The sequence below is a fragment of the Streptomyces sp. NPDC034049 genome, assembly GCF_055575575.1.
Genome location: NZ_JBVISJ010000001.1, coordinates 614742 through 632004, shown reverse-complemented (window position 1 = coordinate 632004; position 17263 = coordinate 614742). Strand labels below are relative to the sequence as shown.

General features: G+C 72.3%; 14 protein-coding genes. 8 read left to right on the top strand and 6 right to left on the bottom strand.

The features are described 5' to 3' along the window. Positions 1 to 957: a 16S rRNA (cytosine(1402)-N(4))-methyltransferase RsmH gene (gene rsmH / locus ACZ52C_RS02795; RefSeq protein ID WP_469073069.1), complete on the bottom strand. Its 957-nt coding sequence runs from the start codon at positions 955 to 957 to the stop codon at positions 1 to 3. 262 nt (positions 958 to 1219) lie between these two features. Between rsmH and ACZ52C_RS02790 the strand changes: the two genes are divergently transcribed. The 4 genes from ACZ52C_RS02790 to ACZ52C_RS02775 all read left to right on the top strand — a co-directional run bounded on the left by ACZ52C_RS02790 (position 1220) and on the right by ACZ52C_RS02775 (position 7037). Next, a complete protein-coding gene (locus ACZ52C_RS02790) occupies positions 1220 to 1828 on the top strand; it encodes a beta-class carbonic anhydrase (RefSeq protein ID WP_469073068.1) in 609 nt (202 codons plus the stop codon). A 285-nt stretch (positions 1829 to 2113) separates the two neighbouring features. Then, entirely contained in the window at positions 2114 to 3154 is a 1041-nt protein-coding gene (locus tag ACZ52C_RS02785; RefSeq protein ID WP_469073067.1) for an AAA family ATPase, read from the top strand. Continuing rightward, positions 3151 to 4509 (top strand): DUF58 domain-containing protein, encoded by a 1359-nt coding sequence (locus ACZ52C_RS02780; RefSeq protein WP_469073066.1) that lies wholly within the window; start codon positions 3151 to 3153, stop codon positions 4507 to 4509. The genes ACZ52C_RS02785 and ACZ52C_RS02780 overlap by 4 nt, the downstream gene beginning before the upstream one ends. Beyond that, positions 4506 to 7037 (top strand): transglutaminase TgpA family protein, encoded by a 2532-nt coding sequence (locus ACZ52C_RS02775; protein WP_469073065.1) that lies wholly within the window; start codon positions 4506 to 4508, stop codon positions 7035 to 7037. Before ACZ52C_RS02780 ends, ACZ52C_RS02775 begins: the two co-directional genes overlap by 4 nt. Before the next feature lie 312 nt (positions 7038 to 7349). Here the strand turns inward: ACZ52C_RS02775 and ACZ52C_RS02770 are convergent, their stop codons facing one another. From ACZ52C_RS02770 to ACZ52C_RS02760, 3 genes are all read right to left on the bottom strand, one after another. Further along, on the bottom strand, positions 7350 to 7751 hold the full coding sequence (locus ACZ52C_RS02770; RefSeq protein WP_469073064.1) for a DUF3040 domain-containing protein: 402 nt from the start codon (positions 7749 to 7751) through the stop codon (positions 7350 to 7352). A 288-nt stretch (positions 7752 to 8039) separates the two neighbouring features. Continuing rightward, entirely contained in the window at positions 8040 to 8810 is a 771-nt protein-coding gene (locus tag ACZ52C_RS02765; RefSeq protein ID WP_469073063.1) for a methyltransferase, read from the bottom strand. A gap of 131 nt (positions 8811 to 8941) precedes the next feature. Next, positions 8942 to 9481: an SAV_6107 family HEPN domain-containing protein gene (locus ACZ52C_RS02760; protein WP_045555325.1), complete on the bottom strand. Its 540-nt coding sequence runs from the start codon at positions 9479 to 9481 to the stop codon at positions 8942 to 8944. Between the two features lie 183 nt (positions 9482 to 9664). On the opposite strand from ACZ52C_RS02760, the gene ACZ52C_RS02755 reads away from it, so the two are divergent. The 4 genes from ACZ52C_RS02755 (at position 9665) to ACZ52C_RS02740 (ending at position 15283) form a co-directional block, all read left to right on the top strand. After that, complete coding sequence (locus ACZ52C_RS02755) at positions 9665 to 10585, top strand: ATP-binding cassette domain-containing protein (protein ID WP_469073062.1); 921 nt, start codon at positions 9665 to 9667, stop codon at positions 10583 to 10585. Further along, positions 10557 to 12641: a YhgE/Pip family protein gene (locus ACZ52C_RS02750; RefSeq protein ID WP_469073061.1), complete on the top strand. Its 2085-nt coding sequence runs from the start codon at positions 10557 to 10559 to the stop codon at positions 12639 to 12641. Before ACZ52C_RS02755 ends, ACZ52C_RS02750 begins: the two co-directional genes overlap by 29 nt. Positions 12642 to 12694: 53 nt before the next feature. After that, a complete protein-coding gene (locus ACZ52C_RS02745) occupies positions 12695 to 13327 on the top strand; it encodes a TetR/AcrR family transcriptional regulator (RefSeq protein ID WP_060885014.1) in 633 nt (210 codons plus the stop codon). A gap of 441 nt (positions 13328 to 13768) precedes the next feature. Further along, positions 13769 to 15283, top strand: coding sequence for a phytoene desaturase family protein (locus ACZ52C_RS02740; RefSeq protein WP_469073060.1), 1515 nt, complete (start codon positions 13769 to 13771; stop codon positions 15281 to 15283). Between the two features lie 37 nt (positions 15284 to 15320). Here ACZ52C_RS02740 and ACZ52C_RS02735 read toward each other — a convergent pair whose 3' ends face one another. Together ACZ52C_RS02735 and metF are read right to left on the bottom strand one after the other, a co-directional pair. Beyond that, positions 15321 to 16256: an SCO2102 family sporulation regulator gene (locus ACZ52C_RS02735; RefSeq protein WP_469073059.1), complete on the bottom strand. Its 936-nt coding sequence runs from the start codon at positions 16254 to 16256 to the stop codon at positions 15321 to 15323. Between the two features lie 56 nt (positions 16257 to 16312). Then, positions 16313 to 17236 carry a methylenetetrahydrofolate reductase [NAD(P)H] gene (metF, locus tag ACZ52C_RS02730; protein ID WP_469073058.1) on the bottom strand — a complete coding sequence of 308 codons (924 nt, stop codon included), beginning with the start codon at positions 17234 to 17236 and terminating at the stop codon, positions 16313 to 16315. Positions 17237 to 17263: the final 27 nt, after the last annotated feature.

The window sequence follows — 17263 nt, the reverse complement described above, 5'->3', positions numbered from 1 at the left end:
TCATGCGACGTCCTCCCGCACGCGTTCCGCCCCACGCAGACGCGCGGGGGCGGCGCGCCGGTTCTCGGCGACCTCTTCCTCGGTGGGAAGTTCGGCACCACGGGTGAGGAGCTTGAGCCTCGGCTGGTAGCGCTCGGGGACGACGGGCAGTCCGGGCGGGGCGGTGGTGGCGGCTCCGGCCGCGAACACCTGCTTCACCAGCCGGTCCTCCAGCGAGTGGTACGACAGCACGGCGATCCGGCCGCCGACCGCGAGGGCCTTCACCGCGGCGGGGATCGCCCGCTCCAGGACGGTGAGTTCGCCGTTGACCTCGATGCGCAGGGCCTGGAAGGTGCGCTTGGCGGGGTTGCCGCCGGTGCGCTTGGCGGCCTGCGGCAGGGAGTCGCGGATCAGTTCGACGAGGCGGGCGCTGTTGCTGAACGGCTCCTTGTCGCGCTCGCGCACGACCGCGGAGACGATCCGCTTGGCCTGCTTCTCCTCGCCGTACGCCCTGAGGATGCGGACGAGTTCGCCCGGCGGGTAGGTGTTGAGGACCTCGGCGGCGCTGATGCCGGTCGTCTGGTCCATCCGCATGTCGAGCGGGGCGTCCTGGGCGTAGGCGAAGCCCCGGTCCGCCTCGTCGAGTTGCATGGAGGAGACGCCCAGGTCGAACAGGACGCCCTGGACGCGCGGGAGGCCCAGGCGGTCGAGCACGTCGGGGAGTTCGTCGTACACGGCGTGCACGAGGGTGGCGCGCTCACCGAAGGGGGCGAGGCGTTCGCCGGAGAGGCGCAGGGCCTCCTTGTCCCGGTCGAGGGCGACGAGCCGTGCCTCGGGGAACCGGGTGAGGAGCGCTTCGCTGTGGCCGCCGAGGCCGAGCGTGCAGTCGACCACCACCGCGCCGGGCGCCGTGAGGGCCGGGGCCAGCATGTCCAGACACCGCTGGAGCATGACGGGGACGTGGCGGCTGTTGCTCAAGGGGCCCTCTCAGGTCCGGCGCGAGCCGCACGTACGCGCCGCGCACGCGGGGAGACGCCGGGCTGTCGCCGGTTCTCCTTGGGGTTTCGGTCAGCGGGGGGCCTCGCCTCCCGCTCGGCGTCACTTTAGTCCACGGCCCTGCGCGGTCAATCAACCGGCCTGCGCGTCGCGCGGCTCCCCCGGACGAAGCCGTGAGGACGGCGAAATCACCCGTACGGCCGCGATCCCACCCCTCCTGTGGGTTACCTCACAACAAGGTTCAATGACGTTCTTTGTCCCCTCTCACAGAGCGCCCCCAGCTGCGGTGACCAGTACCGTCTTGTCCATGACGACCTCCGCAGCAGTTCCCACCGGCCCCGAAGGCGCCATATCCGACGGCACCGTCACCGACCGCCTCGTCGAGGCGAACCAGCGCTATGCCGCCGCGTTCACCGACCCCGGGATGGACGCCCGCCCCGTCCTGCGTGTCGCGGTCGTGGCCTGCATGGACGCCCGCCTCGACCTGCACGACGCGCTCGGCCTGGAGCTGGGCGACTGTCACACCATCCGCAACGCGGGCGGCGTGGTCACCGACGACGTGATCCGCTCCCTCACCATCAGCCAGCGCAAGCTCGGCACCCGCAGCATCGTCCTGATCCACCACACCGGCTGTGGCCTGGAGTCCCTTACCGAGGACTTCCGCACGGAGCTGGAGGCCGAGGTCGGCCAGCGTCCGGCGTGGGCGGTGGAGTCCTTCCGGGACGTGGACCAGGACGTACGGCAGTCCATGCAGCGCATCCGCACCAATCCTTTCCTGCTCCACTCCGACGACGTACGCGGCTTCGTCTTCGATGTGAAGACCGGTCTGCTCCGGGAGATCGACGCGGCCTGAGCCCTGTCGAACCGCGCGGCCGGAACCGCCCTCCTATCGCCCGAGGGCGGTTCCGCGCAGCCCCGGTTTCCTGTCAATCTGCTGGCATCTCACCCCGCAGAACACCGCAAACCTGACATATCGCGGCCAGTTATCCACAGGCGAGTGACACGGATTGGTAACGGCAGCAAGAATGCGGATGTGGCGTCACGCTGAGCAGTTCACGCGTGGTGTCCGTGTTTCGGGGTGGGCCGGTCCGCATCGCAGAGCGACGGCCCGGAGAAAGAACGGGCCGAGGAGGGCCGGGTGACGACCTATGACGATCGAGCGAGCCTCACTGATCTGACCAGCACTGTGGAGCGAGTCCGCAGTTCGGTCGAAGGAGTGATCGAGGGCAAGCCTGAGGTCGTACGGCTTTCGCTGACAGTGCTGCTCGCCGAGGGACATCTTCTGATCGAAGACGTTCCCGGCGTCGGCAAGACCATGCTGGCCAAGGCACTGGCGCGGTCCATCGACTGCTCGGTGCGGCGTATCCAGTTCACGCCGGACCTGCTGCCGTCGGACATCACGGGTGTGTCCATCTGGGATCAGCAGCGCAAGGAGTTCGAGTTCAAGCCGGGCGCGATCTTCTCTCAGATCGTGATCGGCGACGAGATCAACCGCGCCTCGCCGAAGACGCAGTCCGCGCTCCTGGAGTCCCTGGAGGAGCGCCAGGTCACGATCGACGGCACCACCTACGAGCTGCCGAGCCCCTTCATGGTGGTGGCCACGCAGAACCCGGTGGAGATGGAGGGCACCTACCCGCTGCCGGAGGCCCAGCGCGACCGCTTCATGGCCCGGGTCTCCGTCGGCTACCCCAGCCCGGAGGCCGAGCTGCAGATGCTCGACGTCCACGGCGGGGTCTCGCCGCTGGAGGACATGCAGCCGGTGGCGCACGCGCACGAGATCGTGAAGCTGATCGAGGCCGTCCGGGGCGTGCACGTCGCCGAAACGGTCCGGCGGTACGCGGTGGACCTGGTCGGCGCCACCCGCACCCATCCGGACCTCAGACTCGGCGCCTCGCCGCGCGCCACGCTGCATCTGCTGCGTGCGGCGAGGGCGACCGCCGCCCTGAGCGGCCGGGAGTACGCCCTGCCGGACGACATCCAGTCGCTCGCCGTGTCCATCCTCGCCCACCGGCTGCTGCCCACCGCCCAGGCCCAGCTCAACCGGCGTACGCCGGAGCAGGTGGTCCAGGAGATCCTCCAGCGCACACCCGTACCGCAGGCCCCCCAGGCACAGAGCGGGTACGGGTCGGTCCACACCGCGCCCGCGTACCCGCAGCAGCCGCCGCGGAGGCTTGGATGACCACCGCCGGGCCGGCGCCCTCCCCGGAGCAGGACAAGGGCGGGCTGCGCACGGCCCTCGCCGGCCTCACCACGCGCGGGCGCTCCTTCCTGGCCGCCGGCGTGGCCGCCGCCGTCTGCGCGTACGTCCTCGGGCAGAGCGATCTGCTCCGGGTCGGCCTGCTGCTCGCCGTGCTGCCGCTGGTCTGCGCGACCGTGCTGTACCGCACCCGCTACCGGGTCGCGGGCAGCCGCCGCCTCTCCCCCGCGCGCGTCCCCGCCGGCAGCGAGGCCCGCGTCCATCTGCGGATGGACAACGTCTCGCGGCTGCCCACCGGGCTGCTGATGCTCCAGGACCGGGTGCCCTACGTACTCGGTCCGCGCCCGCGCTTCGTGCTGGACCGCGTGGAGGCGGGCGGTCGCCGCGAGGTGTCGTACCGCGTCCGCTCCGATCTGCGCGGCCGCTATCCGCTGGGCCCGCTCCAGCTGCGTCTGACCGACCCGTTCGGCATGTGCGAGCTGACCCGGTCCTTCTCGACGTACGACACGCTGACCGTCGTCCCGCGCGTGGAGGCGCTGCCGCCGGTGCGGCTGAGCGGCGAGGCCAAGGGCTACGGCGACGGACGGCAGCGCTCGTTGGCGCTGGCCGGCGAGGACGACGTGATCCCCCGCGGCTACCGGCACGGCGACGACCTGCGCCGGGTCCACTGGCGTTCGACCGCGCGCTACGGCGAGCTGATGGTGCGCCGCGAGGAACAGCCGCAGCGCGCCCGGTGCACGGTGCTGCTGGACACCCGGGCCGAGGCGTTCCTCGGCGCGGGCCCCGACTCCGCCTTCGAGTGGGCCGTCTCCGGCGCCGCCTCCATGCTGGTCCACATGCTCGAACGGGGCTTCTCCGTCCGGCTGTTGACGGACACCGGCAGCTCGATGCCCGGCGACGGCGCCGACGGCTTCGCGGGCGCCAGCCAGGAGTCGGCCGACGCGGCCGGACTGATGATGGACACCCTCGCGGTGATCGACCACTCCGGCGGCACGAGTCTGTCGCCCGCGTACGACGCGCTGCGCGGCGGCAACGAGGGGCTGCTGGTCGCCTTCCTCGGCGACCTCGACGAGGAGCAGGCGACGGTGATCGGCAAGATGCGCCAGCGCGGCGGTGGGGCGGTCGCCTTCCTGCTGGACAGCGAGGCGTGGACGACCGAACCGGGCGAGGTGCCCGGTGCCGGGAGCGCGAGCGAGGAGTCGCTGCGGCTGCTGCACGAGGCGGGCTGGACGGCGCTGACCGTGCCGCGCGGCGCTTCGCTGACGGACCTGTGGCGGCAGGCGGACCGGCAGCGCACCGGAGTGATGTCCGGGAGCATGACGGAGGGACGTTCATGAGCGGGCGGGCGAGACTGGCGCTGTGTGCCTGGGCCGCCACGATCGCGGCGGCGTGCGCGCTGCTGCCGCTGGTCGACCCGGCGACATGGATCCTCCAGGCGGCGCTGATGCTGGGCGTGCAGAGCGGCGTGGGAGCGCTCACCCGGCGCGTCCCGCTGGCCCGGCCGCTGACCGTGGCCGCCCAGGCGCTGGTCACCCTGCTGATGTTGACGCTGGTCTTCGCCCGGGAGCGGGCGGTGGCCGGGATCGTCCCCGGCCCCGAGGCCTTCCAGCACTTCGCGACGCTCCTGCAGAACGGCGCCGAGGACGTCGGGCGGTACGCCATCCCGGCGCCGCTGACCGCCGGCATCCGGCTGATGATCATCGGCGGTGTGCTGGTGATAGGCCTGCTGGTGGACGCGCTCGCGGTGACGTTCCGCAGCGCCGCACCGGCCGGTCTGCCGCTGCTCGCGCTGTACTCGGTCGCGGCGGGCCTCTCCGACGGCGCCGCGTGGCTGTGGTTCGTGCTGGCCTCGGCCGGCTATCTGCTGCTGCTCCTGACCGAGAGCCGCGACCGGCTCTCGCAGTGGGGCCGGGTCTTCGGAGGCGCGCCCCAGGGGCCGCGCGCGGAGTCCGCGAACGGCGCGGTGGCACCGGTGCGCACCGGGCGGCGCATCGGCGCCGTGGCGCTCGGCATCGCCCTGGTGGTGCCGCTCGGTCTGCCCTCCCTCGACGGCGGGCTGCTGGACGGCACGGGCGCCGGCCTCGGCGGGGGTTCCGGCGGCGGCGGCACGATCGCCGCGGTGAACCCGGTGGTGCAGCTGCGCGGCAGCCTGAACGTCGACGAGGACCGCCAGGTCCTGTCCTACCGCACCAACACCGACGACGTGCAGCAGATGTATCTGCGGATCGTCTCCCTGGACAACTTCAACGGCACCTCCTGGACCCCGACCGAGCGCTCCATCACGGGGGTCCCGGACGACTTCGGCAACCCCGTCGGGCTCGCCTCCGATGTCAAGCGGACGTCGATCGAGACCCGGATCGTCGCGTCGGAGGACTACGAGCAGAACTGGCTGCCGATGCCGTACCCGGTCACCAGCGTGGACATCGACGGCGACTGGCGGTACGAGCCCGTGGGGCGCACCCTCGTCGGTGACCACGGCCAGAACACCAAGGGCGCCCAGTACAAGGTCGAGAGCCTGATCGTGGAGCCCACGGCGGAGCAGCTGGCCTCGGCGCCGGAGCCGCCGCCGTCCCTGCGTCGGGAGTACACCAAGGTACCGGCCTCGCTGCCGCCGGTGGTGGCACAGACCGCGCTGGAGATCACCGAGGGGGCGAAGAACGACTACGAGCGGGCGGTGAAGCTCCAGGACTGGTTCGCGTTCAGCGGCGAGTTCACGTACGACACCGAGGTGCGGTCGGGCACGGGCGCCCGCGCGATAGCCCGGTTCCTCCAGGACAAGGAGGGCTTCTGCGTCCACTTCTCGTTCGCGATGGCGTCCATGGCCCGCACGCTGGGCATACCGGCCCGGGTCGCGGTGGGCTTCACCCCCGGCACCCCGCAGACGAACGGCACGATGTCGGTGGGCCTGCGCGACGCGCACGCCTGGCCCGAGCTGTACTTCGAGGGTGTGGGCTGGACGCGCTTCGAGCCGACCCCCAACCGGGGTTCGACCCCCGAGTACACGGTGCCGGAGGACACCGGCACCGGTGGGCTGCCCGAGGTGCCTCGTCCCTCGTCCTCGGCGTCCTCGGCGCCGTCGGCCGAGCCGACGGAGAGCGAGAGCTGCACGCCTCAGGAGGCCAAGCTGGGGGCCTGCGGGACCGAGTCCGCGGCGGCCCTGCCGGGTTCGGACGACGAGGAGCGGTCGGTGTGGGGGCTGGTGTTCTTCTCCCCCTGGACCCTGTTGATCGTCCCGGGAGCGCTTCTCGTCCTGGCGATCCCGCTGCTGCCGATGCTGTGGCGGCTGCGGGTCCGGTCCGTGCGGCTCGGCGCGCACCAGGGCGCGGTGCCGAAGGGGACCCGGGAGCCCGCCCTCGCGCGGGAGGTGACCCATGAGGGCACCGGAGCCCCGGGCTCCCTCGAACAGCCGGACAGAGCCACCTCGTACGGGCGGACGGAGGCCGCGGCGGCTCATGCGCTGGCCGCCTGGCAGGAGGTGGCCGACACGGCGTGGGACTACGGGATCGCGCCGGACGAGTCACAGACGCCCCGCAAGGCGGCCGCGCGGATCGTGCGGCTCGGGGAGCTGGAACCGGCGGCCGCCGACGCGGTGCACCGGGTGGCGGCGGCGGTGGAGCAGGTGCTCTTCGCTCCGCGTCCGCAGATCCCGGCGGGTCTCGCCCGGGACGCTCACCAGGTCGGGGCCGGCCTCAGGGCGCACGCCGGCCGGCGTACCCGGCTGCGGGCACTGCTGCTGCCGCGTTCGACCGTCCGGGTGGTGTGGGCCCTCGCCGCGCGCTGGGCGGACGCCAGGGACGAGCTGCTGTCCCGGGTCCCCAGGCCACGCCTGCCCTGGCGACGGCCCACACCGAGCCAGAACGGCTAGCGCCGACGCGTCACGGCATCACGGTCCTGTCCCCTCGGGTTCGCCCGGTGGGGACGGGACCGTTCGAATTTCCGAGGGCGGGAGCGACAGACGGCGCGCAGTCGCAGCGGCAAAGGCAATGAACGGCAGAGCACGGCGACGCATGGTGACCCCACGGCGGACGGGGGCCTACGGCGACGGACGGTGACCCGCAGGGCCGTGCGGCAATGCGCCCCAGCCCTCACGGGGGCATGCTCGAAGGGTGACCGCCGCTGGGGTGGTCACCCTTCGTCCGTGTTCAGCTGTGGCTGTCGGGTCGGCTGTTCGGCGGGCTCAGTGGCCGCCCTGCTCGTCACGACGGCGCTGCCAGCGCTGTTCGATTCGGTCCATCATGGAGCGGCGCTGTCGTGACTGCCGACGCGCACCGGCGGAGCCTGCGGCACCGGCGGGCTGCTCACCCGGCTTGGGGGCCTTGCGCCAACCGGTGACGGCGAGCACGGCGCAGCCCAGCATGACGAGGAATCCCACCACGCTGACCCAGATCTGCTGTGCGACCATTCCGGCCATGAGGAGCGCGATTCCCACCAGAAAGCCCGCGACCGCCTGGTAGACCCGCCGCCGGGTGTACGTACGCAGCCCGCTTCCCTCAAGCGCTGACGCGAACTTGGGATCTTCGGCGTACAGCGCTCGCTCCATCTGCTCGAGCATGCGCTGCTCGTGCTCTGAGAGCGGCACGGAGTCCTCCTCATCGTGCGGTCGCCGGGGCGACCCGGGGGGTCCTCTTCAGGATAGGCAGGGAATCGCCCCCTTGAAACCCGCCCCTCTACGCCAATTCGCCAACCGGAACCCGCCATGGCACCCCGACTCGCTGAGGTGTGAATTCCCCAGCGAACGGCCCGTCATGCCGGAACGGTCTCCCTCGATCATACGGCTCCGAGCGCTCGATCGGGGGGCCTGTGGCGTACTCCATCCGCCGCCGAGCCCCTGATCAGGGGGGCGTCCTCGTCCGCCGCGGGAGCCGGCTCAGGACTCGGCGCCCCCTCGCGTCTCACCCAGCACATGAAGTTGGGTGGCCACGGAGTGGAAGGCGGGCAGCTCGGCGGCCACCGCCTCCAGCTTGAGCAGGGCGTCCAGGGCACCGGGCTCGGTGTCCACGAGGACACCGGGGACGAGGTCGGCGAAGACCCGGACACCGTGCACGGCGGCGACCCGGAGGCCCGCGCCCTCGACGAGGGCGGTGAGCTGTTCGGCGGTGAAGCGGTGGGGAACCGGATCACCTTCGCCCCAGCGTCCGTTCGGGTCGTCGAGCGCCTGCCGGGCCTCCTTGAAGTGCCCGGCGAGGGCGCGGGCGAGGACGGCACCGCCGAGACCGGCGGCGAGCAGGCTGAGGACGCCCTCGGGGCGCAGCGCGGCGACCGCGTTGCCGATGCCCTCGGCGGGGTCGTCCACGTACTCCAGGACGCCGTGGCAGAGCACCGCGTCGTACCCGCCGCGCTCGACGACGTCGAAGAGGCCGTGGGCGTCGCCCTGGACGCCCCGGACGCGGTCGGCGACACCGGCCTCGGCGGCCCTGCGCTCCAGCGCGAACAGCGCGTTCGGGCTGGGGTCGACGACGGTGACGCGGTGGCCGAGGCGGGCCGCGGGCACCGCGAACCTGCCGCTGCCGCCCCCGGTGTCCAGTACGTCCAGCGACTCGCGCCCCGTCGCCTTCACTCGGCGGTCGAGGGCGTCCTGGAGGACCTCCCAGACCACGGCGGTACGGAGAGAGGCGCGGGGTCGCATCGGGTCCGACACGGCAGTTGACTCCTCGGCGCGGCACCGCCTGGTGTGCGGCGGAGCGATGGGCTTGCGTCTCCGCCGGGCCGGTGGCCGTGACGGAGGGTGCTGGTGCCCCCAACCCTAATGGGCGGCGCCGGGACGGTCGGTCAGCCCGCGTCCGGGACCTCCGGGCCGCTGTCCTGCCGGGGTTGCGGCAGCACCGGCTGGAGCACCAGCATCCGTTCGACCAGGCGCAGGAACATCGCCACGTCGCGGATGAGGTCGTCGGCGTCGCGCGCGCTCGCCGCGCCCTGTATCCCCGCCTCGGCCCGTGCGCGGCGGGCGGCGCCGGAGGCGAACAGCGCGCTCCACTCGGCGAGTTCGGGCGCTATCTCGGGGAGCACTTCCCAGGCGCTGCGGATCTTGGCCCGGCGCTTCGGGGTGGGTTCGGGGCGGCCTCGGGCGGCGAGCACGGCGGCGGCGGTGCGCAGGGCGGCGAGGTGCGCGGTGGCGTAGCGCTCGTTGGGCGCGTGGAGGCCGGACGCCTCGTCGAGGCCGGAGCGGGCCTGGGCGAGCAGGTCGAGGGCGGCGGGCGGTGCCGTCGCCCGGCGGAGCACGGGGTGCACGTCGCTCGCCGGGCCGGTCAGTGAGGGGGCAGGGCCGGTGGCTCGGCGCCGGCCTGCGGCTGCTGCGTGGTAGGTGGCCATGACGAACCTCCTGTCGTCTTCGGACGGCAAGCTCTGACACGAGGTGCCGTATGTGCCCATCGTGAGGTATGCCACTGACAATCCGTTCTGACCTGCACTTTTGCTTCGGTCAAAGGTTCGGAGTAGTTTTTGCACTGACCAGTCAGTTTAAAGATGGGCCGAGGGCGGAGGGGTTCCGGGGACATGGCGGAGACAGGGGAGACGGACACCGGGCAGGGAACGGCCCGGGGTGCCGCCGTCGGCGCGGAGGGGTTCGGGCTCGCGGGTCCGCGTGGCTGGGCCTTCCGGGGCGTCGGGTTCGACGCGGAGGCCGGCTCGCTGGTCGCGATCGCGGGGCCGTCCGGGTCGGGCCGGACCTCGCTGCTGCTCGCGCTCACCGGCCGGATGAAGCCGAGCGAGGGCCGTGCCACGGTCGGTTCCCTGCCGCTGCCGAAACGGATGGCGGCCGTGCGCCGCATCAGCGCCCTCGCCCATGTCCCCGGGGTGACGGACCTCGACCCGGCCCTGACCGTCGGGGAGCACCTGCGTGAACGGGCGCTGCTCCAGCGGCGGTTCGACGGCACCCTGCGCGGGCTGCTGCGTCCCCGGGCCGAGCGTGCCGCCGAGACGAAGGAGCGGATCGAGGCCGCCGCGACCGCCGCCGGGCTCGACCGCGAGGCGCTCCCCAAGGGCTCCCGGACGGCCGTGCGCGACCTCGACCGGATGGAGGCCCTGCGGCTGTCGGTCGCCCTCGCCCTCGTCGGCCGGCCCCGGCTGCTCGGCGTGGACGACGCCGATCTGAAGCTCTCCGACGCCGAACGGGCGGAGATGTGGGCCCTGTTGACGTCCCTCACCGAGTCCGGGACCACGGTCGTGGCGGTGTGCAGCGAGGCCCCGGAGGGGGCGGTCACGGTGTCGACGGCGCCGGACGAAGCCGCACGCGCGCGTGACGACGTACACGAATCCCCGAAGCCCGCCGCCGACACCGCCGAACCCACCGACGCGGACGCGGACATGGACGGGGACGCGGACGCCGACACCAACGCCAACGCCAACGCCGACACCGACACCGACACCGACGACAAGGAGACGGCCGATGCGCTCGCCGAAGCTCGCCGCGCTTGAGCTCAGGCGGTTCGGCAGGGGGAAGCTGCCGCGCGCCGCACTGGTCTCGCTGCTGCTGCTGCCGCTGCTGTACGGCGCCCTGTACCTGTGGTCCTTCTGGGACCCGTACGGCCGGCTGGACCGTATCCCCGTGGCGCTGGTGAACGACGACAAGGGGGCGTCGGTCGGCAAGGAGCGGCTGACGGCCGGCGACGACATCGCGAAGGGGCTGCGGGACAGCGACACCTTCGAGTGGCACCGGGTGAGCGCCGCCGAGGCCCGCGTGGGCGTCGAGAACGGCACGTACTACCTGTCGCTGACCATGCCGAAGGACTTCAGCGAGCGCATCGCGTCCAGTTCGGGGGACGTGCCGGAGACGGGCGCCCTCCAGGTGCGGACGAACGACGCCAACAACTACATCGTCGGGCAGATCTCGCGGACGGTGTTCTCGGAGGTGCGGACGGCGGCGTCGACGAAGGCCTCGCGGTCGTTCCTGGACCGGATCTTCATCTCCTTCTCCGACATCCACGGGAAGACCGAGGAGGCGGCGAACGGCGCCGACGACCTCAAGGGCGGTATCGACAAGGCCGAGCAGGGTTCCAGGAACCTCGCGGACGGGCTACGCAAGGCCAAGGAGGGCAGCGGGGACCTGTCCGGCGGGCTGAAGGACCTCGACGAGGGTGCGGGTGATCTGGAGGACGGTGCCCGGCAGGTCGCGGACGGCACCGGGAAGCTCGCCGACAAGGTCGGCGCCGCGGCGGACCAGGTGCGGCCGTTCCTGGACGAGAACAGCGACACCATCGCCGACACCGCCACCCTGGTCGCCGACTCGGCCGCCACGATCCGGGACCACCTCGACGCGTTCGTGAAGACGGCGCCGGCCGCGGCCTCCGGTACCCGTACCGCCTCCGACACCCTGGACGACGTCCACGAGCGCCGCTGCGAGAAGGCCGTACTGCCCGACACGGCCTGCGCGGACCTCAAGAAGGCGAAGGACGCGGCGGCCCAGGCGGCCACGCTCGCCGAGGACGTCGACACCGTGGTGAAGAACTACGACGGTGACATGAAGGCCTTCGACAAGGACCTCCGGACCCTGGAGAAGCAGGCCCGCGCCCTCGCGAAGGCGGCGCCCACGCTCTCCGCGGACCTCGACGACGCCGTCGCCAAGGTGAACGCCCTCGACGCGGGCGCCACGAAGGTCGCCAAGGGGGCCAGGACGCTGCACACGGGCCTCGGCACCGCGAAGACCGGCGCGGAGGACCTCGACACCGGTGTCGGCGCCCTGAAGACGGGCGCGGTCGACCTCAAGGGCGGCATGTACAAGCTGGCCGACGGCTCCGGCAAGCTCGCGGGCGGTCTGCACGACGGGGCCGAGCGGATCCCCGACTACGACGAGCGGGACCGCGACCGGCGCACCGAAGTGATGGCCGATCCGGTGCAGTTGGCCTCCAGGGACCTGCACAAGGCGCCCAACTACGGCACCGGGTTCGCCCCGTACTTCATCCCGCTGTCCCTGTGGGTGGGCGCGATGGTGGCGTACATGCTGATCCAGCCGCTCAACCGGCGGGCCCTCGCGGCGGGTGCCTCGGCGTGGCGGATCGCGCTGGCGGGCTGGCTGCCGGTGGCCGCGCTCGGTGTGCTGCAGACGGTCGCGCTGATGGCGGTGCTGCACTGGGCGGTCGGCCTGCAGATGGCGCGGGCGGCCGGGACGGTGGGCTTCCTGTTCCTGGTGACGGCGTGCTTCGCGGCGATCGTGCAGTGGCTCAACGCGCGCTTCGGGCCGGCCGGCCGGATCCTCGTGCTCGCCTTCCTGATGCTCCAGTTGACGTCCGCGGGCGGCACGTATCCCGTGCAGACCAGCCCGGACTTCTTCAACGCGGTCCACCCCTTCCTGCCGATGAGCCATGTCGTCGACGCACTCCGGCGGCTGATCACGGGCGGCGGCCTGGGCCCGGTGTGGCAGGCGTGCGCGGTGCTGGTGGCGTTCACGGCCGGCGCCCTCGCGCTGACCGCCCTGTCCGCCCGCCGCAAGCAGGTGTGGACCCTGGACCGGCTGCACCCGGAGCTGAGCCTGTGACCGCGCGGGGAGCGGTTCCCGCGCACGGCACGGTTCCTGTGACAATCAGGGCCATGGAAAGCAGCAACGCCCCCGGCGGCGCAGGCGGGGGCCGCCGCGAGGCGACCCGGCAGAAACTCTACGAAGCGGCCGTCACCCTCATCGCGGAGCAGGGGTTCTCCGCCACCACGGTGGACGAGATCGCCGAGCGCGCCGGAGTCGCCAAGGGCACCGTCTACTACAACTTCGCGAGCAAGTCGGTCCTCTTCGAGGAACTGCTGCGGCACGGCGTGGGACTGCTCACCGCCTCCCTCCGCGAGGCGGCCGAGCGGACCGCACGGGAGGGCGGCAGCAGGGTCGACTCCCTCGACGCGATGATCCGGGCCGGGCTCGTCTTCATCGACCGCTACCCGTCCTTCACCCAGCTGTACGTGGCCGAGCTGTGGCGCACCAACCGGGCCTGGCAGTCCACGCTGATGGTCGTCCGGCAGGAGGCGGTCGCCGTCGTCGAGGGGGTGCTCCGCGAGGGTGTCGAGGGCGGCGAGCTGAGCGACGAGATCGATGTCGGCCTGACGGCGTCGGCCCTGGTCGGCATGGTGCTGGTGGCCGCGCTGGACTGGAAGGCCTTCCAGCCGGAGCGCTCCCTGGACGACGTCCACGCGGCGCTCTCCCGGCTGCTCCAGGGCCGGGTGAGCGGAATCGGCTGACCGGTCCCGGCGGAGCCGACCGGTCCCGGCGGAAACGAGAGCGCCGGTCCGAACTGGCCGCGTCCCCCGCGGGCCACCTCGAACCGGCGCTTCCCCGTTCCCCCGTACTCCCCCGTGCCTCGCTTCCGTCGACTCGCGTCGACGGAAGGAGCGGTAAGAGCGCGAGAGCCGTTCCGCCGCCCCGTGTCGGCGGTACCGGAGCCGCGCCCCTTCCCGTGCCTCCACTCTCCCGTTCCCGCAGGTGGCAGCCCATCCGCGCGCCTACTCATCTCACCGGCTGAGTACGGGTACTCAGCCTTGCGTACTTCCCCCCAGGCCCGGCCCGTCAGGGGCGCGGGGAACTCCGCGACGAACCACGACGAACCCGTACCCGCCGAACAGCCGCACCCCCGAGCTCTCCCGCGAAACACCGGCCACACGGCGCCCGATAAGGTCACCGGCATGGCAAGAATCGCGGTGATCGGCGCCGGAATGGGCGCCCTGGCAGCCGCCGCCCGGCTGGCCGTCGCGGGCCACCGCGTGGTGGTGCACGAGAGCACGACGACCTACGGCGGAGCCGTGGGCCGCCTCGAGCGCGACGGGTTCGCGTTCGACACGGGACCGGGGCTCCTGCCGCTCCCGGCCGTCCACCGCGATCTGTTCCTCAAGACCGGCAAGGAGCCGCTGGAGAAGTGCGTCGACCTGGTCCAGGTGGACCCGGCGGCCCGGCACGTCTTCGCGGACGGCACCGACGTCCTGCTGCCGAACGCCTCACGCGCGGGCGTGGTCGCCGCCCTGAACTCCGCGCTCGGCCCGGGCGCCGGCGACCGCTGGGGCGATTTCCTGGTGCGGGCCCGCGAGGCCTGGGACCGCACCCGGCGGCCCCTCCTGGAGGAGCCGCTGTGGTCCGACTGGAAGGTCCTCGCCGAGCGCGAGCCGTACCCCTCGGTCCCCCACAGGAAGCTGCTGCGCACCCGCCGGGCCGCCACCCTCGCCGAGGTCGGCGCGTGGGAGCTGCGTGACCCCCGGCTGACGGCCCTGCTGGAGAGCCACGCCCTCGCGTACGGCCTGGACCCAAGGAGCGTCCCGGCGAGCGCGGCGGTCCTGCCCTACCTGGATCACGCCTTCGGGACCTGGTACGTCCGGGGCGGCGTACGGGAGTTGGCGCGGGCGCTGTACGAGCGGTGTCTGGCCCGCAGGGTCGAGTTCGTCTTCGGTGTCGAGGTCACCGGGATCGTCGAGAAGGACGGCCGGGCGGCCGGGGTGGAACTGGCCGACGGCACGGTGACCGGGGCCGACCATGTGGTCGCCGGGGTCGCGCCCGAGGTGCTGGCCCGCCTGGCGCGCCGGTCGGTCGTACGCGGCGCCGGCGAGGTACCGGCCCGGCCCGGGACGACGAGCCGGCTGACCGTGCTGCTGGCGCTGCGCGGCGGACGTCCGGCGGACGCGGCGCACCGGACGGTGGTGCACGCGGAGGACCGTGACGCCGAGTTGGACCTGCTGTTCGGCGGCTCGCCCGCGACGGCCGCACGGCCCACGGCGACGGTGCTGCGCCCCGACGATCCGGCACTGGTGCCGGACGCCGACCACGAGGCGGTCACGGTCACCTGCACGGTCCCCTCCGAACCCGACTGGAGTTGGGCGGAGTCGGAGGTCTACGAGCAGCAGGCCGAGCGGCTCATCGACGCCGCCGAGCGGGCCGTACCCGACCTGCGCGAGCGTCTGCTGTGGAGCGAGGTGCGCACCCCGGCCGACATCGCGCGGGCGACCGGCGCGGAGGGCGGCGCGGTCCCGGCTCCGGCGCTCGCGGCGGCGGACGGGCGGTGGCTGCACCCCTCCAACACCACCGCTCTGCCGGGCCTGTTCACCGTCGGCGGCTGGTCCCACCCGGGCGGCGGTCTTCCGCACGCCGGGATGTCGGGCGCGCTGGTGGCCGGACTGATCGTGGAGGGGCCGGACTTCCGCGGCTCGCAGTGAGGCTCACCTGGCCCGGGCGAGGGGCCCCGCGAGTTCTTCAGAAACGGTACTGCTGCTCGTCGTAGCCGTTCTGGCCGTTGCCGTTGCCCTGGTACGGGTACTGCTGGTCCGACGGGAGGTCCGAGCCGAACGGGTCGTCGGTGTTGCGCTGCTGCGGGACCCAGACACCGCCGGGCGGGGTCTCGCCGCCGTAGCCGCCGTTGCCGTACTGGTCCTGGCCGTAGCCCTGTTGCCCGTACCCCTGCTGCCCGTAGGACTGGTCGTACGAGGCCGTGGCGTCGTACGTCTGGGTGCCGATGTACGGGTCGGAGTAGGCGGCGTACTGCTGCTGCGAGGCGTCGTAACCGTACTGCTGCTGGTCGTAGCCGTAGTAGGCGAAGGCCTCGTCCTGCGCGGCCTGGTCGGCGGTCGCGTGCTGCTGGCCGGGGGCGCCCGCGTAGGCGTTGTCGTCGTTGTAGACGCCGTAGGTGCTGGTGTCGTCCGGCATGGGTTCCGGGGAGTAGACGGGGGCCGGCCCGGCCGCCGAGGGCGTGGACTGCGGGCGGACGAACACGTCGTCGTCGCGGTCGTCGAGCAGGTCGTCGCCCTGGGGGTACCGTCCGCCGGCGGTGGTCTCCAGGTCCGTGACCTCCAGGGTCGGGTCCTGGCGGTCCGGTTCGCCGCGCCGCCGCTTCTTGGCCGCCTTCGGCAACCGGCCGCCGTCCTCGCCCTCACCGGAGCGCGGGCGGACGGCCCAGCCTGCCTCGAAGCCGCGACGGAACGACAGCGTCACATAGGTCTGCCCGATCGCGAATCCGATCGCGCCCAGCGCGATGACGATCACGTTGGGGATCAGGACACCGAGGACGACACCGACGAAACCGGCGAAGGCGAGCAGACGCCAGCGCAGGCGTGCCTTGTACTGCAGCAGCACCTCGCCCAGCAGCCACAACGCGACGACGCCGAACGCGATGTAGAGGACCGCCCAGCCCATGTACGCCCCTCTCCCTGTAGCCGCTACGCAGTGTGTCGTACGCGAGTGCGACCGGTCTAGGCCCGTGGTGGATGGTGCAGGCCCAGGTTCTCGTAGATTTCCAGAGTCGCGGTGGAGTTGTTCAGGGTGATGAAGTGAAGTCCGGGGACTCCCTCGTCCAACAGCCTCGCGCAGAACTCCGTGGCGAACTCGATGCCAATGGAGCGTACAGCGGTCGGATCGTCTTTGGCTGTGACGATCCGCTCTTTCAGGGCGTTCGGGATGGCCGCGTTGCTGAGTTGCGGCAACCGTTCCAGCATCTTCACGCTGGTGACGGGCATGACCTCGGGGATGACGGGGGTCTCGCAGCCGGCGCTCGCCACCGCGTCCCTCAGACGCAGGTACGAGTCGGGGTGGAAGAACATCTGCGTGATCGCGTAGTCGGCGCCGGCGCGGCACTTGTCGACGAAGCGCGCGACGTCGCTGTCCCAGTCCGGGGAGCGCGGGTGCATCTCCGGGAAGGCGGCGACGCCCACGCAGAAGTCGCCCGACTCCTTGATGAGACGGACGAGTTCGGCGGCGTACGTCAGGCCCTGCGGGTGCGCGACCCACTCGGCCATGGGGTCGCCGGGCGGGTCGCCGCGGACGGCGAGGATGTTGCGGATCCCGGCGTCCGCGTACTGGCCGATGATGTTGCGCAGTTCGGCGATGGAGTGACTGACCGCGGTGAGGTGGGCGACCGGGGTGAGGGTGGTGTCGGCGGCGATCTGCTCGGTCGCCTTCACCGTGCCGGCCCGCGTGGAGCCGCCCGCGCCGTACGTCACGGAGACGAAGCTGGGGGCGACCGCCTCGATCCTGCGGAGGGCGTTCCACAGGTTCCGCTCGCCCTTCTCCGTCTTGGGCGCCCAGAACTCGAAGGAGTAGGTGGTTTTGCCCGTGGCGAGCATGTCACGCACGGTCCGTGCGCGGTCCGTCCTGGTCGAAGCGGTTCCTAGGGCCATACGGGCAGGTTAGTCAGGTCGGGGCCG

Coding starts and splice junctions, on each gene's coding strand:
- ACZ52C_RS02740 (WP_469073060.1), top strand. CDS start 13,769: ATGGCAAGAATCGCGGTGATCGGCGCCGGAATGGGCGCCCTGGCAGCC.
- ACZ52C_RS02775 (WP_469073065.1), top strand. CDS start 4,506: ATGAGCGGGCGGGCGAGACTGGCGCTGTGTGCCTGGGCCGCCACGATC.
- ACZ52C_RS02735 (WP_469073059.1), bottom strand. CDS start 16,256: ATGGGCTGGGCGGTCCTCTACATCGCGTTCGGCGTCGTCGCGTTGTGG.
- metF (WP_469073058.1), bottom strand. CDS start 17,236: ATGGCCCTAGGAACCGCTTCGACCAGGACGGACCGCGCACGGACCGTG.
- ACZ52C_RS02750 (WP_469073061.1), top strand. CDS start 10,557: ATGCGCTCGCCGAAGCTCGCCGCGCTTGAGCTCAGGCGGTTCGGCAGG.
- ACZ52C_RS02760 (WP_045555325.1), bottom strand. CDS start 9,481: ATGGCCACCTACCACGCAGCAGCCGCAGGCCGGCGCCGAGCCACCGGC.
- ACZ52C_RS02755 (WP_469073062.1), top strand. CDS start 9,665: ATGGCGGAGACAGGGGAGACGGACACCGGGCAGGGAACGGCCCGGGGT.
- ACZ52C_RS02790 (WP_469073068.1), top strand. CDS start 1,220: ATGACGTTCTTTGTCCCCTCTCACAGAGCGCCCCCAGCTGCGGTGACC.
- ACZ52C_RS02780 (WP_469073066.1), top strand. CDS start 3,151: ATGACCACCGCCGGGCCGGCGCCCTCCCCGGAGCAGGACAAGGGCGGG.
- ACZ52C_RS02745 (WP_060885014.1), top strand. CDS start 12,695: ATGGAAAGCAGCAACGCCCCCGGCGGCGCAGGCGGGGGCCGCCGCGAG.